Source organism: Ravibacter arvi, from assembly GCF_039540405.1.
Lineage (GTDB): Bacteria > Bacteroidota > Bacteroidia > Cytophagales > Spirosomataceae > Ravibacter > Ravibacter arvi.
Map to the genome: position 1 here is coordinate 768,337 of NZ_BAABEY010000036.1, position 16,379 is coordinate 784,715.

The window sequence follows — 16,379 nt, forward strand, 5'->3', positions numbered from 1 at the left end:
ACATCAAGGAGTTAGTTTCCTAAAGTTAAGATTTTTTTTCCCAACCCGACAACAGTCGGAATTGAAATTAAAGAACACTTAACAGATGTCGGATGGATGCCAGGGCTAGAAATTGTTCCGGTCAGTCTCGCGTTTGACGTCGCGTTCCTTTATCGTATCGCGCTTGTCATAGAGCTTTTTCCCTTTGGCGAGCGCGATTTCTATTTTGGCCAGCCCCTTTTCGCTGCTGAAGATCCTGATGGGGATGATGGTCAGTCCCTGGTCCTTCAGTTTCGAGTCGAGCTTTTTTAATTCTCTTTTAGTGAGCAGCAGTTTGCGGTCCCTGAGCGGTTCGTGGTTGTAGTGGGTACCTTCCGTATAAGGTGAAATATGGAGGTTGCGAATGTAAAGTTCACCGTCCAGGAGAAGGCAATAGGCATCCTGCAGGTTTACCTTTCCTTCACGGATTGATTTTATTTCCGTGCCGGTAAGGACCATTCCGGCCTCGTATTTTTCAAGAAAAAAATATTCGAAGCCGGCACGCCGGTTGGCGATATTAAAGTTCCTGGCGATTTTCTCCGGCATAGATCAATTCATTAACGGGCGGGTTGCGGCTCCCCGCTACTGGATCATGTCGAGCAGCGAAGTAATTTTGCTTTTCAGTTCCTTGCGATCGACGATAAAATCGAGGAACCCGTGTTCAAGGACGAATTCCGCTTTCTGGAATCCTTTGGGAAGGTCCTTCCCGATGGTTTCACGGATTACTCTGGGGCCGGCAAAACCGATCAGCGCCCCTGGTTCGGAAATATTGAAATCGCCGAGCATGGCGTAGGAAGCGGTTACCCCCCCTGTAGTCGGGTCGGTCAATAGTGAGATATAAGGAACCCCGGCTTCCGATAGCAGGGCGAGTTTTGCGGATGTTTTGGCCATTTGCATCAAAGAAAGGCCGGCTTCCATCATGCGTGCACCGCCTGAACGTGAGATCATCAGGAAAGGAAGTTTTTTCTTGATGCTGTGATCGATTGCACGCGCGATTTTTTCCCCCACAACAGAGCCCATGGAGCCCCCGATAAAGCCGAAATCCATACAGGCAATTACCATTTCGCGCCCGTTTACTTTGCCGGTAGCGGTGCGAACCGCGTCTTTAAGACCGGTTTTTTGAATTGTGGCGTTGATTCTGTCCGGGTAGGCCTTGGTATCAACAAAGCCCAACGGGTCTGCAGAACGCATATCAGGATTGAGTTCCTTGAACTCACCCTCATCGAAAAGGATCTCGAAATAAATTTCCGACCCTATTTTGTCATGGTAATTGCAGTACGGACAGGTATAGGCGTTTAGTTTGTGCTCTCTGGCAGGAGTTACTTTTTTACATTCCGGGCATTTGTACCAGAGCCCGTCGGGTACCTCCCTTTTCATCTCCGTCGGAGTATTGATCCCCTTTTCCTTTCTAACAAACCAAGACATAACCGATTTTAGGTGTTTTGAGTGCCAAATATAGTTAGTTTTAGAGAAAGCCTGACAAGCGCGCCCGGTTTTAAACCAGAGGAGCTCCCGGCGATAATCATCCTTTCAGGAATACGCTGTAGAGCAGCTGGCCGGCAATTGCCAGGAAGACCGCTCCTGTTACCCGGTTGAAAATGAGGATACGACGGGGGGTAAAAAGCCGCTGGAATCGTTTCGCAAAGTAGGCAATCAGGCTTTCGGTGACGAATACGCCCAGGAGACTGGCTGCGAAGAAAATCAGGACCTGGTTGTGGTCGTAATGCAATGATGAGCGGACATAGGTGGCCAGTGTAACCCAACTGATGAAATTTACCGGGTTGAGACCGTTCAGCAGAAATCCTGTGGTGAAATAGTAAACAAAATTTCCGACCCGCGTCGTTGGATACACCAGCTTGGGCTGGCCTTTCAGGATGTTGATGGATCCGAGCGCGGCCAGGAAAACAATCCCGGTTCCGCCAAGCCATTTTTCAAAATGCGGGATGTTGGGCAGGCTGGCAGTGCCGTAAATGGCGAAAAAGACAAATATGATGTCGCAAATAATGACGCCGACCACTATTTTCAATGCATCTCTGAATCCATTGTCTACACTGGTTTGGACCAGTGAAAAAAAGACGGTCCCGAATGTGGAGCACAACAGGATACCGGTCAATATACCGAAAAGTGCAGCTGCTATCATGCTCTAATAACCTTTCAGCCGCGCTACCATCAGGATGCCGCACACGGACAGCGAATCGGTAATTTCCGAACGCATAACCATTTGTACAGCCTCGGAAATATGAATTTTCCGAACTTCTATTTCTTCCGTTTCTTCAGTTTCCTGTTCAAATTGCTGGAGGTCACCCGCCAGGAAAAGAAAACCCTCCTCATCAGTGGCCGAGTTGGAAGTATGGATTCTGCCCAGCTCCTGCCAGGTTCCGGCGACCAGCCCCGTTTCTTCCTTCAATTCTCTTTTTGCAGTTTCGAGGGGCGCTTCGTTCAAGGGGCCGCCTCCTTCGGGAATTTCCCAGCTATAGGCGTTGAGCGGATACCTGAATTGCCCTACCAGGTAAATGTTGTCTTCTTTGTCGACCGGTACGATGCCTATCGCTTTATTTTTGAACTTTACCACACCGTAGATTCCCTCGCTTCCCGTGGGCGTAATCACGTCGTGGTGCTCAAGCGACAACCAGGCGTTTTCATAGACGGTCTTTTCCCGCAGGGTCTTCCAGTTGTTTCCGTTGGACATAGTGCTTTTGATCCGAATGGTGTTTTTTGACGCAAAATAGTGCAATATAATGCTGCTCCCCAAGCAGAATTGACTAAACCGTGCTATTTTGGGCCGGGATAAGGATATTTTTAACAGCTACTTTACTTTTACCAATATTATGCTGCGTTAATGCGGTGTTCAACCTTTAAAACATCTAATATGTATTCATCACGTCGGGATTTTCTGAAAAAGGCTGGTTTCGCAGCATTGGGCGCTGGTATGATTCCGGGCCTTGCGTGCCAGGGTACTTCGAAAAAGCTTTTTTTCGAGATTGCATTGGCCGAGTGGTCGCTTCACCGGACTTTAAGGGAAGGGAAATTGACGAATCTTGATTTTGCAGCTACCGCTAAAAATGAATTCGGGATCAACATTATCGAATATGTTAACCAGTTTTTTAAAGACAAGGCAGAAGATGCGACCTATCTGAATGACCTTTTGCAAAGGTCCAAGGACAACGGCGTCAGAAATCACCTCATCATGATCGATGGTGAGGGCGGGCTTGGCGATACGGACGCCGCCGCGCGCAACAAGGCAGTGGAAAATCACTTTAAATGGGTAAATGCCGCCAAGCACCTGGAATGTGTAACGATTCGCGTCAATGCTTACGGTGAGGGTTCCGCGGAGGATGTATCGGCAGCGGCGATAGACGGTCTTGGTAAGCTCGGGGAGTTTGCTTCGAAATCGGGGATCAATGTGATTGTGGAAAATCACGGGGGATATTCTTCCGATGGCGCCTGGCTATCCAACGTGATGAAGCAGGTAGGGCTGCCAAACGTAGGGACACTCCCCGATTTCGGTAACTTCTGTATTGAAAGAAAACCGGATGACCATAATGTGTGCCTCAAAGAATACGACCGCTACAAGGGGACGCAGGAACTGATGCCGTTTGCCAAGGGAGTGAGCGCCAAAGCCCATAGTTTCGACGACCAGGGAAATGTGGTGGAAACGGACTACAATAAAATATTGACCATTGTTAAGGACAGCGGTTTCAGAGGGATTGTCGGGATAGAATATGAAGGCGACAAGCTGTCGGAATATGACGGCATCAAAGCCACCAAAAAGGCGCTGGAAAAAGCCGGAGCGGAAGTTAGTTAACAGGGCCGTTATTCCGGACGGAACGTAGGAAAGCGGGGGATTTCTCAGGCGGGTCATCTCCGGGTGGCACTCCTACCGGACGGTCATCCCGACCGCAGTGGAGGGATCTCCCGGTCCCTGTACCAAACCCATTTCAACGGGCTTTTTTCTTGCAACAGGAGATCCTTCGACTCCGCTGCGCTCCGCTTCAGGATGACCATCCGGCAGATGCGCTACCATTGACAACAACAGGTTTGGCGCCGCTCCGACCGGAGGGTCATCCCGACCGCAGTGGAGGGATCTCCCGCTCCCTGCACCAAATCCATTTCAACGGGCTTTTTAGTACCAACAGCAGATCCTTCAGTTCCACTGCGTTCCATTCAGGATGACCATCCGGCAGATGCGCTAGCATTGACAACAACAGGTTTGGAGCCGCACCACCCGGAGGGTCATCCCGAGCGCAGCCGAGGGATCTCCCGGTCCCCGTACCAAATCCATTTCAACGGGCTTTTTTCTTGCAACAGGAGATCCTTCGACTCCGCTGCGCTCCGCTTCAGGATGACCATCCGGCAGATGCGCTACCATTGACAACACGATGGATGGCTCCGCTCCAACCGGAGGGTCATCCCGACCGCAGCGGAGGGATCTCCCCCTCCCCGTATCCAATCCCTTTCAGAGGGAGTTTTTCTTGCAACAGGAGATCCTTCAGTTCCACTGCGTTCCATTCAGGATGACCATCCGGCCGATGCCCTCCGTCTGGCGTCCTATGGTTGTCGCCTCCGTCTGTCGTCGGTTAAACAGACAGGTCGAACTCTTTCCTGAGATAATCTTTCGCGATATTCTCTTCGTATAGGTACAGGTCCTGGTTGAAGAGTGCGTCGTGCCCGGCGTTTTTTAGGCTTATCCAGCTGTGAATGGCATAGGGGTCATAGTCAAAATGACTGAACCGATGCCCGAGATTGTTCATGGCATGAAACCATTCGATCCCCAGGTCGACAATATTATAGGAACCGAATGGCTGTGCAGTACCGAGAGGCGCGGTATCAGGCCGGGCTTTTTTCAGGCTGACCATCGCCACATATTCATTCAACCGGCATTCCGGAAGCGGCCAGGGGTGTGTCTTGTCTACTACGGTTTTGTATTTATCTTTCCTGATAGCGGCGTGGCGACCTGCTATTTCCATTATTTCGTTATAATCCGGTCGATAAGCCGTGTAGGTTTCGGGCGTGCAAAGATTTCCTGCAAATGCCGGGCAGTTCCAGCATTGTCCGATCCGACCGATACCGGTACTTTCTCCAATATTATGCAGGTACTGGCCTACGAGATCCCCTGTAAACAGCACGTCGTTGTGAAGAATCAGCAGAAACTCCTTGTCAGACCGCTCCCAGCCGTACTGGTAGCGGACGGCATTCCTGAAATAGCTGGTTTTCATGAGTAGCCGGCGGGCTTTCATTTTATTGACCCATAGCCAGACTTTGGGCTTATAGTAAACAATCCGGTCACCCAAAAGGTCGAGGATGAACTGAAAATCTGCTCCGTTGGGCTGTTTCCGCTCTTCAACGAAATAGATCTTGTCAATCCATTTGCCGGAATGTTCCAGCAGCGACAACAGGGTCACTGCGGTTTGGTAGGGTTTGCCGTAAACGTTGACGACGGCGTCTACCGATTTTTCTTTTAGCGTCATATTGGACAGGTGGGATGGGGGCGGAAAGCGGAAAGCGGAAATCAGAAATCGGAAATCGGAAATCGGTTTACCCTGCTTCCGCAAACGATTATCTGACGCGGCCGGGCCGATTTCCGACCTCCGATTTCCGACCTCCAATCCCCTTCATGAATGCTTTTCAATCACCTGTTTCAGCTGGTTGATCGGGACAATCCCGGACTGCCGCCAAACAGGCTTTCCGTTTTTGAAAAGCATCAGGGTGGGCACGCTTTGTATTTGAAACCTGGTGGCGAGTGATGTGTTCTTATCGACATCAATTTTGACGATTTTACTCTTTTCGCCTACCTCTTTTTTCAGTTGCTCCAGCATGGGGGACATGGTTTTACACGGCCCGCACCAGGTCGCAAAAAAATCTACGAGAACAGGTTTGTCGCTGTTTACGATGTCTGCAAATGTGCTCATATCAACCAGTATTATGATAAGTCAGTATATGAATGATACCCCGGATATTTCTGCCATCCGGGGCATTACGTAATGCCTTCGGGATTAAAACAACAAAAATAAACTTATAGTTTGGAAGCGTTGGTTCCACAGGTGTTTTTGTGATACTTTTGCCCGCGTATTTTTTTAGGTCGCGGATACCTTCGTCATGTCATGCTAAAAAAACTGGCCAGTGATACGGCGCTTTATGGTGTAAGTACCATGCTCGGGAGAATGATCAACTATTTGTTGGTGATGCTCCATACAGAACTTTTTGCCCCAGCCGAACTGGCGGTCCAGGTGCAGCTCTATGCGTTTACGGGTATCGCGCTGGTGCTTTATTCTTTCGGGATGGAAACTGCTTTTTTCCGGTTTGCCCGGGACCAGAGCGACCGCGCCCGGTACTATAACCTGATATTAAGCGCGGTAATATTGGTATCTGTTGTATTTTCCGGGGTTCTGCTCGCAGGAGCTTCCGGGGCAGCAGCTGCTATCGGCTACCCCGACGACGCAAAGCTGGTGAGGTGGTTTGCCCTGATTCTCGCAGCCGATTCCATCACCTCCATTCCTTTTGCCCGGTTGAGACTGGAGGAAAAGGCCAGGAAATTTGTAGCGATTAAATTTGGGAGCATCCTGCTTCTCGTCGGGTTAAACCTCCTGTTCCTGGTTGTTTTCAGGGATATTTATGAAGGAAAATACCTGGCTTCGCTCGGGCCCCTGATCAGCGAATTGTATAACCCGCTCAACGCCTCCGATTACATCATTCTCGCTAATCTCATTTCAAGCCTCGTGGTGATTCCTTTGCTCAGCAAGGAGTTTTCAGGTTTCCGCTTTATCTTCAGCTGGCAACTGTTCCGGCCCGTGTGGGTCTATGCTTTCCCGATCCTGGTGATGAACCTCGGCGCCATCATTAACCTGATGTTCGACCGGGTTTTTCTGAGAGAACTCCTGCCGGACGGATTTTACCCCGGCCGGACGACGGAAGAGGCGATCGGTATTTACGGGCAATGTTTCAAATTATCAATTTTTATGAACCTGGCCATCCAGGCATTCAAATATGCTGCCGAGCCCTTCTTTTTTAGCAGGGGAGTGGACAAAAATGCGCCGCCCGTTTTCGCCAGGATCATGAAATGGTTCATTATTGCGTGCTCGCTGATGTGGGTAGCGATCTCGATTAACCTGGACGTGCTGTCGCATTTCTTTCTGCGGAGAAGTATCTATCATGAAGGCGTTTACGTGGCTCCCTGGCTGCTGGCGGGGTTTCTCTTCCTGGGTATTTACTATAACCTCGCCGCCTGGTTTAAATTGACCGATAAAACGGCCTACGGTACCTACCTCTCGATTGCCGGCGCTGTGGTGGTGATACTGCTCAATTACTGGCTGGTACCGCTTTGGGGGTACCTGGGTTGCGCCGTGGCGTTCGCGGGATCAGGTTTCACCATGATGGTTTTGTGTTATTATTTTGGTCAGAAATATTACCCCATCCCTTATGACCTTGCCTCGGCAGCGGGGTATCTCGGCGGCGGTTTAGGGGTAATCCTGTTATTCTCGCAATGGAGAATGGAAGACCTGACCATCTCCTTCCTGGTTCACTCGGCCGCTCTCCTGCTGGCCTGTCTATCGATTTTTCTTGTAGAACGGAAAGAGTTCCGGAGGAGGGATGAGGGATGAGGTGTGAGGTGTAAGGTGTGAGGGAGCGCTGCAACCTCATATCTCAACCTCAAACCTCACAGCTCATCCCTCACACCTCTAACCCGATTTCCTGAGATCCCTCAGAAGTTTGTTAGAGAAAAGAAATTCATTCAGTTCCGGGACCTCGCTTTGGGTAATGGTGGCGTCGTTGCCTTCCCAGAGTTTGCGGCCCTGGTACAGGAAAATAATATTTTGCCCGATTTCCATCACCGAGTTCATGTCGTGGGTAATGACGATGGTCGTAATCTGGTACTCTTCCGTGATTTCCTTAATGAGTTCGTCAATTTTGACGGCCGTCAGCGGGTCGAGTCCTGAGTTGGGCTCGTCACAAAAAAGATACTTGGGGTTCATGACAATCGCACGGGCTATACCCACCCGCTTTTTCATCCCGCCGCTTATTTCAGAAGGCATCCGGTTGGCCGCCTGTTCCAATCCTACCCGTTCCAGGCAAAAATTGACGCGGTCATTCTTTTCCGATGCCGACAGGTCGGTAAGCATATTAAGGGGAAAACGAACATTTTCGGCAACAGTCTGGGAGTCAAACAGTGCGCCGCCTTGAAAAAGCACGCCCATTTCCCTGCGAATGGACTGCATGGCGTCTTTATCACCGCTGTAGAAATCGCGTCCGTCGTATAAGACACGCCCATCGTCAGGCTTGATGAGCCCGATGATGCACTTTAACAGCACACTTTTCCCGGTACCACTACCCCCGATGATCAGATTGGTTTCCCCTTTTTTGAACACGCCATCGATCCCCAGGAGCACATCCTTGCCGTTGAACGACTTTTTTATATTCTTAATTTCAATCATGGTTTTGATAGGTTTGAGCAATGAGGATGAGGAGCGGGGCCGATGTTAAAACCTCAGACCTTACCCCCGAAACCTCCTGCCCCGTCAGAGCAGCAGTTGGGCCAGCAGGTAGTCGGCTATCAGTACGGCGATACAGCTGCTGGTTACTGCCTGAGTGCTGGATTGACCTACTTCCAGTGCGCCGCCGCTGGTGTAGTATCCTTTAAATGAAGAAATCGCGGCGATCAGAAACCCGAAGACGAAGGGTTTGACGCACATAAAAAAGATGTTGTAAGGCACAAAGCTGTCGCGGATCCCGTAGATATAGTCTCTCTCCGAAATAACGCCGGTAACGGTGCCGGCCATGTAACCGCCCCAGATACCAAGGAAGGCCGCCAGAACAACCAGCATGGGGAAAGTCACCATCGCAGCCAGTATTTTCGGCAATACCAGGTAGGACGCCGAATTTATACCCATCACCTCAAGTGCTTCGACCTGTTCGGTGATCCGCATGGTACCCAACTCCCCGGCAATGTGAGATCCTACTTTCCCCGCAAGCACAATACAGGTAATCGTGGGGGCCAGCTCAAGAATCTGCATGTCGCGCACAATCAGTGCGACTGTAGAGACCGGAATAAGGGGGCTGACCAGGTTGTAGGCCGTCTGAATGCAGGATACCGCTCCGATGAACGTAGAAACAATTGCTACAATAAAAACGGACTTGACGCCGATGCTGCTGCATTCCTCCAGAAAACGCGACCAGTATACCGAGAATTTCTCCCGCTGGGTAAACTGGCTGCCGAGAAAGATAAAGAATTTGCCTAAGTTGGACATTGTAATAATCAGAATCGGTAATATTCGGGAAAAATAGGAAAAAATTGAGCTAAATAGAAAAATGAATCCATTTGCAGTAGTAACCAGCGGTACCCGTGGCATAGGTAGAGCAGTTGTTCTTTTGTTTCTGAAAAACGGTTTCGACGTGATAACCGGCTCCAGAAAACAACTTAATATAGACCGGTTGGAGGCCGAGGCGGCCTCAAAAAAGTTCACAGGTAAGCTTTACACTTTCCTGGGCGACCTTTCGGGCGAAGCGGGTGTGAATGCATTTGTGGAGCACGTAAAAAAAATGGGGCGCCCCGTGGATGTCCTGGTCAACAATACCGGGCTCTTTATTCCCGGCCGGATCCACGAGGAAGCTTCGGGCGTATTGGAGAACGTCCTGGAAGCCAACCTGCTAAGTGCGTACCGGATGACCAGGGGGTTTGTAAAAGACATGATGGAACGTCGTTCCGGGCATATTTTTAACATGTGCTCGATCGCCAGCATCACGGCATATCCCAATGGAGGCGCGTACGCAATCGCTAAACATGCTTTGTATGGTATGACGAAGGTGCTGCGGCAGGAGCTCATGCCGTACCGCGTACGGGTAACCGCCGTTTTACCGGGAGCCACGCTCACCGACAGCTGGGCGGGGACTGATTTACCGCCGGAGCGTTTTATGAAAAGCGACGACGTTGCCGCCGCCATCTGGGCCGCCTACTCGCTTTCAGACAGTACGGTTGTGGAGGAGCTGTTGCTGAGACCCCAATTAGGAGATATCTAAGAGCTTGCTAGACTTATTTTGGTCGCGGTAGTCTTTCTTTTAAAAAAGCTGGTTTTTATAGAAGGACCCGGAGACACGGTGCGGCGTTTCGCTGGCTACCTCTCCCGTTACATAAAGAAGCTGAAATCCCGGAAGGGGCCAGGCTTTTCACGAAGTGTTTTGAACGGGAAGCGTTGGGGTTGGTCCGGATTTATTAATTTAGCAGCTTTGTTAAGAACATTTAGGAAGGAGGTACTTATTTTTAAGAAAATATATCAATAATGGAGCAACAATACCTGGGTATCGACATTGGTGGAACTAACGTAAAAATGGGCATTGTAGATGTTAAGGATGGCAGAATCTCGAATTTCTACAGTCACGACACCGCCAGCTGGCGAGAATCCGGCAGGTTTATCGAACGCCTGGGAGATGCAATCGCTTTGGAATTGAAGGAATACCCTGAGGTAAAAAAGGTTGGAATTGGCGTACCGGGGCTGATCACGCGGGACCGCAGCACGCTTATCGAAATTACTGCGATCCCCGAAATCAACGGGATTAAGATTGTCCCGGATTTGAAAAAGCGTTTCCCGGGCCATGATTTTTACCTGGAGAACGATGCCAATGCCGCGGCGTTGGGAGAGTATTATTTTGGTGAAGAGGATGTTCCGGAAGACTATATTTTTATAACGCTCGGGACGGGGATCGGCGGGGCTGCCATTATCGATAAAAAAGTATTTAAAGGCGGCGGCGGAAACGCCATGGAACCCGGGCATATTCCTTCGCGTAACGGGCGGGTGCTGGAGCGCAATATCGGGAAAAAGGAGCTGCTGGAACTTGCAGAGGAAATGCGCGCGGCTTACACCGGTGAAACTTTGCTGCCTGCTGACGGAAGTATCTCGACGACAGGGCTGGTAGCGGCAGCCTCAGAAGGCGATGAGCTGGCGAAAGAAATATTCAGGGAGGTGGGGTATATGCTCGGCGATGGCCTGGTAGCCATGATCCGGATTCTGGACATTACTACCATTCTGATCGGCGGCGGTCTTTCTGCCTCTTTTGACTATATCATGCCGAGTGTCCAGGAGCGTTTGTCCAACTGGCTGACTCCTTATTATGTGAAGACGCTCAACGTCAAGAGGGCCACGCTGGCAAATGATGCGGGTCTGCTGGGCGCTGCATCACTCTGCTTTGAATAGAAAAACAGGGGACTCAAACCCGAAGGTTCTTCCGGTCAGGCAGTTGCCGACATCCGGAAGAACCTTTTTTTATATACATCCGTCCGTTTTTAGCCCTGGCAAATGGCCCTGAAGCCATAATGAGGCGTATATTTGAAAAGGCCGTCCATGTGCCGGCGTGTCAGCAGCGGTTCGCCGCCCCGACTCACAAAACTCATAACTCACAGCTCATAACTCACAGCTCACAGCGGTCCGCCGCGGCTCAAACCTTTTTATAATGAATACCAAATACGTGATAGGCCTCGATTACGGTACCGACTCGGTCAGGGCAGTGGTAGCCGATACCGCAACGGGCGAATTGTTAAGCAGCTATGTCTTTGAATATCCCAGGTGGAAAAAGGGGCTTTATTGCGATGCCGCGGCCTCGCAGTTCAGGCAACACCCGCTCGATTACCTGGAGGGGCTGGAAGCCGCGGTAAAAGGCGCCGTCGCACAGGTGGGCCCCGGTGTAGCCAACAATATTGTGGGTATTTCCATTGATACAACCGGGTCAACACCCGGTGCAGTTGATGAAAACGGTGTTCCGCTGGCATTGCTCCCCGAATTTGAGGAAAACCCGAACGCGATGTTTATCCTTTGGAAAGATCATACCAGCAACCGCGAGGCGCAGGAAATTAATGACCTTGCGCACTCCTGGGAGGTAGATTTTACCAGGTATGTGGGCGGGCTGTACTCGTCGGAATGGTTTTGGGCAAAGATACTCCGTACGCTCCGGGTTGATGAAAAGGTGCGGGCAAAGGCTTTCTCCTGGGTGGAGCATTGTGACTGGATGTCGGCCGTGCTTACCGGTGAAACCAACCCGCTGACTATGAAGAGAAGCCGTTGCTCTGCCGGGCATAAAGCCATGTGGCACGAAGATTTTGGCGGTTTGCCGGCCGAGGAGTTCCTGGTCGCGCTGGACCCGCTATTGGCCGGTTTGCGGAGCAGGCTATATAAAGATACATATACGTCGGATGTTGCGATTGGTACCCTTACCAGCGAATGGTCACAACGGCTTGGCCTGCCCGATACTGTAAAAGTCGGCATTGGCGCCATAGATGCGCATATCGGCGCGGTAGGCTCGGCTATAGAACCGTATTCGTTTGTCCGCGTCATGGGGACATCGACTTGTGATATGCTGGTGGCCCCTAAAGAAGAAGTCGGGAGCCAACTCGTAAAGGGTATTTGCGGCCAGGTAGACGGTTCGATTATTCCCGGTATGATCGGTTTTGAAGCGGGGCAGTCGGCATTTGGCGATGTTTATGCGTGGTTTAAGAAGTTGATTCTGACACCGGTAGCGGAGCTTATCGATGACGAGGAGACTCTTCAGAAGCTTTCGGACCGCCTGTTGCCGCACCTTTCCGAAAAAGCAATGGCGCTCCCGCTTACGGTGGAGGACCCGGTTGCGTTAGACTGGTTCAATGGCCGGAGGACACCTGATGTGAACCTGGAGCTGAAAGGCCTGGTTTCGGGCCTGAACCTGGGTACCGATGCGCCCCGCGTTTTTAAAGCGCTCGTAGAAGCGACGGCGTTTGGTGCGCGGAGCATTGTGGATCGGTTTATGCAGGAGGGCGTAGCCATACGCCAGGTAATAGGCATTGGCGGAGTTGCGAAAAAGTCGCCGCTCGTCATGCAGACGCTGGCAAATGTGCTCAATGTGCCGATTAAGGTGGCGGCCTCCGACCAGGCTTGCGCCCTCGGCGCCGCTATGTATGCTGCGGTGGTGGCGGGTGTTTATGCTACTATCGATGAAGCGCAGCAGGCTATGACTTCCGGCTTTGACACCGAATATTTCCCGGAGCCTGAGAAAGTAGCCGTGTACGAAAAGCTCTACGAGAGATACCTGCGGTTGGGAGCATTTATAGAGGCTGAAACGGTTTCTCAGGGGGAGTAGCAGGCAGATTCGTCTCCAGGGCTTGCTTTAAAAGGGAGACCGATGTTTCCAGTTCGTTTTCATCGAGTGAGGCGAAGCCAAACCGAAAGGCGTTTTCCTGCGGGTAAACGCCTTTTATTTGTAAATGCGGGAGGGATAGCAGCCTTTCGACCGGGTATTGGCTGCGGAGTGTGATCCAGATCGCCATACCGCCCGTAGGAAGCGTGTAAGTGCCGTAAGGGTACAGTTTTTCTTTTAGCAATTTGTCGAGAAAGTCCCGGCGGTGGTGGTATACCTTTTTCGCGCGTTTAAGATGCCTGGAAAGCTCACTGTTTTTGATCAGCGACGCCAGCGCATTTTGCATATAGCCGTCGCCGCCGGCATCGATCGCTTTTCGAAGGGCGGTACAATGACCAATAAAGTTCTTTGGCGCTACCATAAATCCCATCCGCAGCGTGGGACCGAGAATTTTGGAGAATGATCCGATGTAAATTACATTCCCGGAATGGTTGCCGCTGGCTAGCGGGAGGTAGGGAGATGAGGCATAGTGGTAATCATAGTCATAATCATCTTCAATAATGGTGAAGGCATAGCGGTTGGATAAATCCAATAGTTTCATTCTCCTTTCGACGCTTAATGTGACGGTCGTCGGGTAGTGGTGGTGCGGGATCACATAAACCGCGCTTACCTTTTTCTGCCTGCAGATCTCTTCCAGTGCATCGGTATCAATGCCCTGATCGTCAACATTGATTTCAAGGACCTTCGCGCCTGCTTCGGTAAATGCCCTGTTGGCAATCAGGTACCCTGGTTTTCCCGCAACAATGAACGAGCCGGGCTCCAGGAGAAGCCTGGCCGAGAGATAAATGCTCATTTGGGCTCCGTGAGAAACCAGGAGGTTGTCGGGGGTGATGGCAAGGCCTCTCGTTCCGGACAGATAACGCGCCAGTTCGGCTCTTAGTTGAACGGTTCCCTGGAGGGTACCGATGTTGGCGTTCTTTATGGTATGTCGTTTGGACGTATAGAATCGGTAGTTTTTCAGAAGTTCATCGATCGGGGATAACCTGATGTCCGGGTAGCCATCGTCGATCATTAATTCGGGTACTGCTGAGGATTCGGCGCCGATGGGAGCAATATGCCGGAAGGGTAGCGTCAAATCATTCTGGTACGAAGTGGCGCTGAGGCCGGATTTCCATTTTTGCGGGCTCAGGAGCGGGATCCGTTGCGAAACCATGACGTGTTTCCTGGGATGGACCTGGATCCAGTCCTGCGCGGCGAGTTCCTCATAGGCAGCTACCACCGTCTTCCGGTGTACCTGAAGGATTTTGGCGAGCTCCCGGCTGCCCGGCAGATGGGTACCGGCGCCTAATACCCCGTTTCGGATTTCATTAACGAGAGCTGCGGCTATTTGCCGGTAGATGGGGGCAGGGCTGGAACGGTCCAGGCGGACGAGGTGCTCAAAGGGAATCATTCTGGACTATCTCATAGTTGATTTCTGGACTACAAAGGTAGTCCTGTTCGCGGCTACTTTTACCAACGAAATCATAAACACTTTTTACAAGATGGACTACAAAATCAAAAAAGCAAGCCTGGAAGACTTGAATGAACTGGCGGAACTGTTCGACCAGTATCGTGTATTTTATCGCCAGGAATCGGATGTGGAAAGAGGAAAAGCTTTTCTTAAAGAGCGATTGCTGAACCATGAATCTGATATTTTCGTGGCTGTCGCCGATGGGAAGGCGGTTGGGTTTACACAGCTTTACAAGCTTTTTCACTATACCAAATTGCAGAAACAGTGGTTGCTGAGCGATTTATTCGTAACGCCCGCTTACAGGGGGAGGGGGCTCTCTGTTGCGCTGATCGACCGCAGTAAGCAATGGTGCGACGAAACAGGGGCCTGCGGTCTGATGCTGGAGACTGAAAAGACAAACGGGATCGGCAACCAGCTCTATCCGCGCTGCGGTTTTGAATACGACGGGCTCCATAACTACTACCATTGGTGGAAATGAGTGGCGGTACAATTACGCCGTAATCAGGGCCAGTTCGGTATAACCCGGTCAATCATAATAACAAACGTCATCCACAGCACAATGAAGACAGACAGCAGATTGGCGGCGGCAAGCAGGGTGTACTGATTTCCCCGGAGACCGCCGGATTCCCGGTTGCAACTGAGCTGCTTTATCCGGGAAATGCCGGGGTTCAGCTATCAGGTGACGGGCTTAATTTCCAGCCGTTCACACCAGCCCAGAAAACGTGCGTGTACCTGGTCCAGAACACCTTGTTGCTCCTTAGATAGCGTTCTGGTCAAGCGGCAAACGAGTTCAACCGGTACACCCCGTTTTTTGAGGAAATATTTCGAGCTGAGCGGATAGCCCTTTGAAATCAAGGGTTCAGTTGCAGCCAGTTCCGATTGAAGCCAGTCGACCTCTTCTTTTTTGACAGGATTATTGGCGTTTTTGCAGAGCCATGTAATGACTTCCGGGTAGAAGTTCCCGGAGATGGGGGAGAGGCCGGCCCCGCCTTCGCGCAGTGACGCTGCCGCCGACGCAGTATGCGCGTTATACAACTTTAAGCTGCTTTTTCCCGTTTTTCCGAGCTTGGCCGCGATGTTGGTGATATTTTCCGACGTGTCTTTGTGGTAAATAAACCGTTTGCTGTCGACCAGGTACTGAAAAACTTCCGGTGAAAGCACCCGTTTATAGGGGCTCGGGCATTCGTAGGTGCCGAGGGGAATATTTCCCGTGAGCGAAACCAGCTTCCGAAGGTTCGCGATCAGGACATCGTCGCTTTCCGATTTTGCCGCCATGTGGCCGGTAATGAGAATGACGGCGTCTGTACCGAGATCGTGTATTTTTTTTACAAACCCGGCCTTTTCCTCCAGGGTGTCGCCGAATGAGCCGGTGCTGACTACCGGCATCTTCCCCTTGAAATGCTTGACGACGCGTTGGGTAACGGCCAATCGTTCCCCGGGGGAAAGGGCGTACATTTCACTGCTCAGGCAGTTGGCAAAGTAGCCGTCCGCCCCGGCGGCGGCGTAAAAATCGGTAACCCGATCGAAGTTACCCCAATCGATAGAAAGGTCCGGTTTGAAAGGAGTTACCATTACCGGGACGAAGCCGGGTTTTCTTTTCTTTCCGGCGATACCGAGAGGTTCCTCAGGATAAGACAGGTTGGAGATAAAAGGCAGGAAAGCAAGTTTTTGCAGGGCTTTCCGCCGGGACTCGAGGTTTTCGGTTTTCATGGCTTGTCAACAAACAAAAGAACAGGGCCGGCAAACCAGCCCTGTTCTG

At 51.1% G+C, this 16,379-nt stretch carries 20 protein-coding genes; 6 read left to right on the top strand and 14 right to left on the bottom strand.

Features of this window, described 5'->3' with window-relative positions:
- Positions 1-105 precede the first annotated feature (105 nt).
- The 4 genes from smpB to ABD852_RS22840 form a co-directional block, all read right to left on the bottom strand.
- Positions 106-564 (bottom strand): SsrA-binding protein SmpB, encoded by a 459-nt coding sequence (gene smpB, locus ABD852_RS22825; RefSeq protein WP_345033099.1) that lies wholly within the window; start codon positions 562-564, stop codon positions 106-108.
- 36 nt (positions 565-600) lie between these two features.
- Positions 601-1,443: an acetyl-CoA carboxylase, carboxyltransferase subunit beta gene (gene accD / locus ABD852_RS22830; protein WP_345033101.1), complete on the bottom strand. Its 843-nt coding sequence runs from the start codon at positions 1,441-1,443 to the stop codon at positions 601-603.
- 97 nt (positions 1,444-1,540) lie between these two features.
- Positions 1,541-2,158: a LysE family translocator gene (locus ABD852_RS22835; protein ID WP_345033103.1), complete on the bottom strand. Its 618-nt coding sequence runs from the start codon at positions 2,156-2,158 to the stop codon at positions 1,541-1,543.
- Between the two features lie 3 nt (positions 2,159-2,161).
- Complete coding sequence (locus ABD852_RS22840) at positions 2,162-2,707, bottom strand: NUDIX domain-containing protein (RefSeq protein WP_345033105.1); 546 nt, start codon at positions 2,705-2,707, stop codon at positions 2,162-2,164.
- A gap of 180 nt (positions 2,708-2,887) precedes the next feature.
- On the opposite strand from ABD852_RS22840, the gene ABD852_RS22845 reads away from it, so the two are divergent.
- Positions 2,888-3,823, top strand: coding sequence for a sugar phosphate isomerase/epimerase family protein (locus tag ABD852_RS22845; RefSeq protein WP_345033107.1), 936 nt, complete (start codon positions 2,888-2,890; stop codon positions 3,821-3,823).
- Between the two features lie 72 nt (positions 3,824-3,895).
- Here the strand turns inward: ABD852_RS22845 and ABD852_RS22850 are convergent, their stop codons facing one another.
- From ABD852_RS22850 to trxA, 6 genes are all read right to left on the bottom strand, one after another.
- Positions 3,896-4,042 (bottom strand): hypothetical protein, encoded by a 147-nt coding sequence (locus tag ABD852_RS22850; RefSeq protein ID WP_345033109.1) that lies wholly within the window; start codon positions 4,040-4,042, stop codon positions 3,896-3,898.
- Positions 4,036-4,182 (bottom strand): hypothetical protein, encoded by a 147-nt coding sequence (locus tag ABD852_RS22855; protein ID WP_345033111.1) that lies wholly within the window; start codon positions 4,180-4,182, stop codon positions 4,036-4,038. Before ABD852_RS22855 ends, ABD852_RS22850 begins: the two co-directional genes overlap by 7 nt.
- 25 nt (positions 4,183-4,207) lie before the next feature.
- Positions 4,208-4,387, bottom strand: coding sequence for a hypothetical protein (locus tag ABD852_RS22860; RefSeq protein WP_345033113.1), 180 nt, complete (start codon positions 4,385-4,387; stop codon positions 4,208-4,210).
- A complete protein-coding gene (locus tag ABD852_RS22865) occupies positions 4,381-4,527 on the bottom strand; it encodes a hypothetical protein (protein WP_345033114.1) in 147 nt (48 codons plus the stop codon). The genes ABD852_RS22860 and ABD852_RS22865 overlap by 7 nt, the downstream gene beginning before the upstream one ends.
- 68 nt (positions 4,528-4,595) lie before the next feature.
- Positions 4,596-5,486: a hypothetical protein gene (locus ABD852_RS22870; protein ID WP_345033116.1), complete on the bottom strand. Its 891-nt coding sequence runs from the start codon at positions 5,484-5,486 to the stop codon at positions 4,596-4,598.
- Positions 5,487-5,630: 144 nt separating this feature from the next.
- Positions 5,631-5,927, bottom strand: coding sequence for a thioredoxin (trxA, locus tag ABD852_RS22875; protein WP_345033118.1), 297 nt, complete (start codon positions 5,925-5,927; stop codon positions 5,631-5,633).
- A 192-nt stretch (positions 5,928-6,119) separates the two neighbouring features.
- Here trxA and ABD852_RS22880 point away from each other — a divergent pair, with 192 nt between their 5' ends.
- Positions 6,120-7,616, top strand: coding sequence for a lipopolysaccharide biosynthesis protein (locus ABD852_RS22880; protein ID WP_345033119.1), 1,497 nt, complete (start codon positions 6,120-6,122; stop codon positions 7,614-7,616).
- Between the two features lie 78 nt (positions 7,617-7,694).
- On the opposite strand, the gene ABD852_RS22885 is transcribed toward ABD852_RS22880, so the two are convergent.
- A complete protein-coding gene (locus ABD852_RS22885) occupies positions 7,695-8,447 on the bottom strand; it encodes an ABC transporter ATP-binding protein (protein ID WP_345033120.1) in 753 nt (250 codons plus the stop codon).
- An 84-nt stretch (positions 8,448-8,531) separates the two neighbouring features.
- Positions 8,532-9,260, bottom strand: coding sequence for an MlaE family ABC transporter permease (locus tag ABD852_RS22890; RefSeq protein ID WP_345033121.1), 729 nt, complete (start codon positions 9,258-9,260; stop codon positions 8,532-8,534).
- Between the two features lie 61 nt (positions 9,261-9,321).
- Between ABD852_RS22890 and ABD852_RS22895 the strand changes: the two genes are divergently transcribed.
- The 3 genes from ABD852_RS22895 to ABD852_RS22905 all read left to right on the top strand — a co-directional run bounded on the left by ABD852_RS22895 (position 9,322) and on the right by ABD852_RS22905 (position 13,113).
- The gene (locus tag ABD852_RS22895) at positions 9,322-10,029 is read left to right on the top strand and encodes an SDR family oxidoreductase (RefSeq protein WP_345033122.1); all 708 of its coding nucleotides are present in this window, start codon (positions 9,322-9,324) and stop codon (positions 10,027-10,029) included.
- A 260-nt stretch (positions 10,030-10,289) separates the two neighbouring features.
- Positions 10,290-11,201, top strand: coding sequence for an ROK family protein (locus ABD852_RS22900; protein WP_345033123.1), 912 nt, complete (start codon positions 10,290-10,292; stop codon positions 11,199-11,201).
- Between the two features lie 256 nt (positions 11,202-11,457).
- Positions 11,458-13,113, top strand: a complete 1,656-nt coding sequence (locus tag ABD852_RS22905; RefSeq protein ID WP_345033124.1) for a ribulokinase — start codon at positions 11,458-11,460, stop codon at positions 13,111-13,113.
- On the opposite strand, the gene ABD852_RS22910 is transcribed toward ABD852_RS22905, so the two are convergent.
- Positions 13,079-14,560, bottom strand: coding sequence for an aminotransferase-like domain-containing protein (locus ABD852_RS22910; RefSeq protein WP_345033126.1), 1,482 nt, complete (start codon positions 14,558-14,560; stop codon positions 13,079-13,081). The genes ABD852_RS22905 and ABD852_RS22910 overlap by 35 nt on opposite strands.
- A gap of 91 nt (positions 14,561-14,651) precedes the next feature.
- On the opposite strand from ABD852_RS22910, the gene ABD852_RS22915 reads away from it, so the two are divergent.
- A complete protein-coding gene (locus ABD852_RS22915) occupies positions 14,652-15,098 on the top strand; it encodes a GNAT family N-acetyltransferase (RefSeq protein WP_345033128.1) in 447 nt (148 codons plus the stop codon).
- A gap of 197 nt (positions 15,099-15,295) precedes the next feature.
- On the opposite strand, the gene ABD852_RS22920 is transcribed toward ABD852_RS22915, so the two are convergent.
- Positions 15,296-16,330, bottom strand: a complete 1,035-nt coding sequence (locus ABD852_RS22920) for a dihydrodipicolinate synthase family protein (protein ID WP_345033130.1) — start codon at positions 16,328-16,330, stop codon at positions 15,296-15,298.
- Positions 16,331-16,379 lie beyond the last annotated feature (49 nt).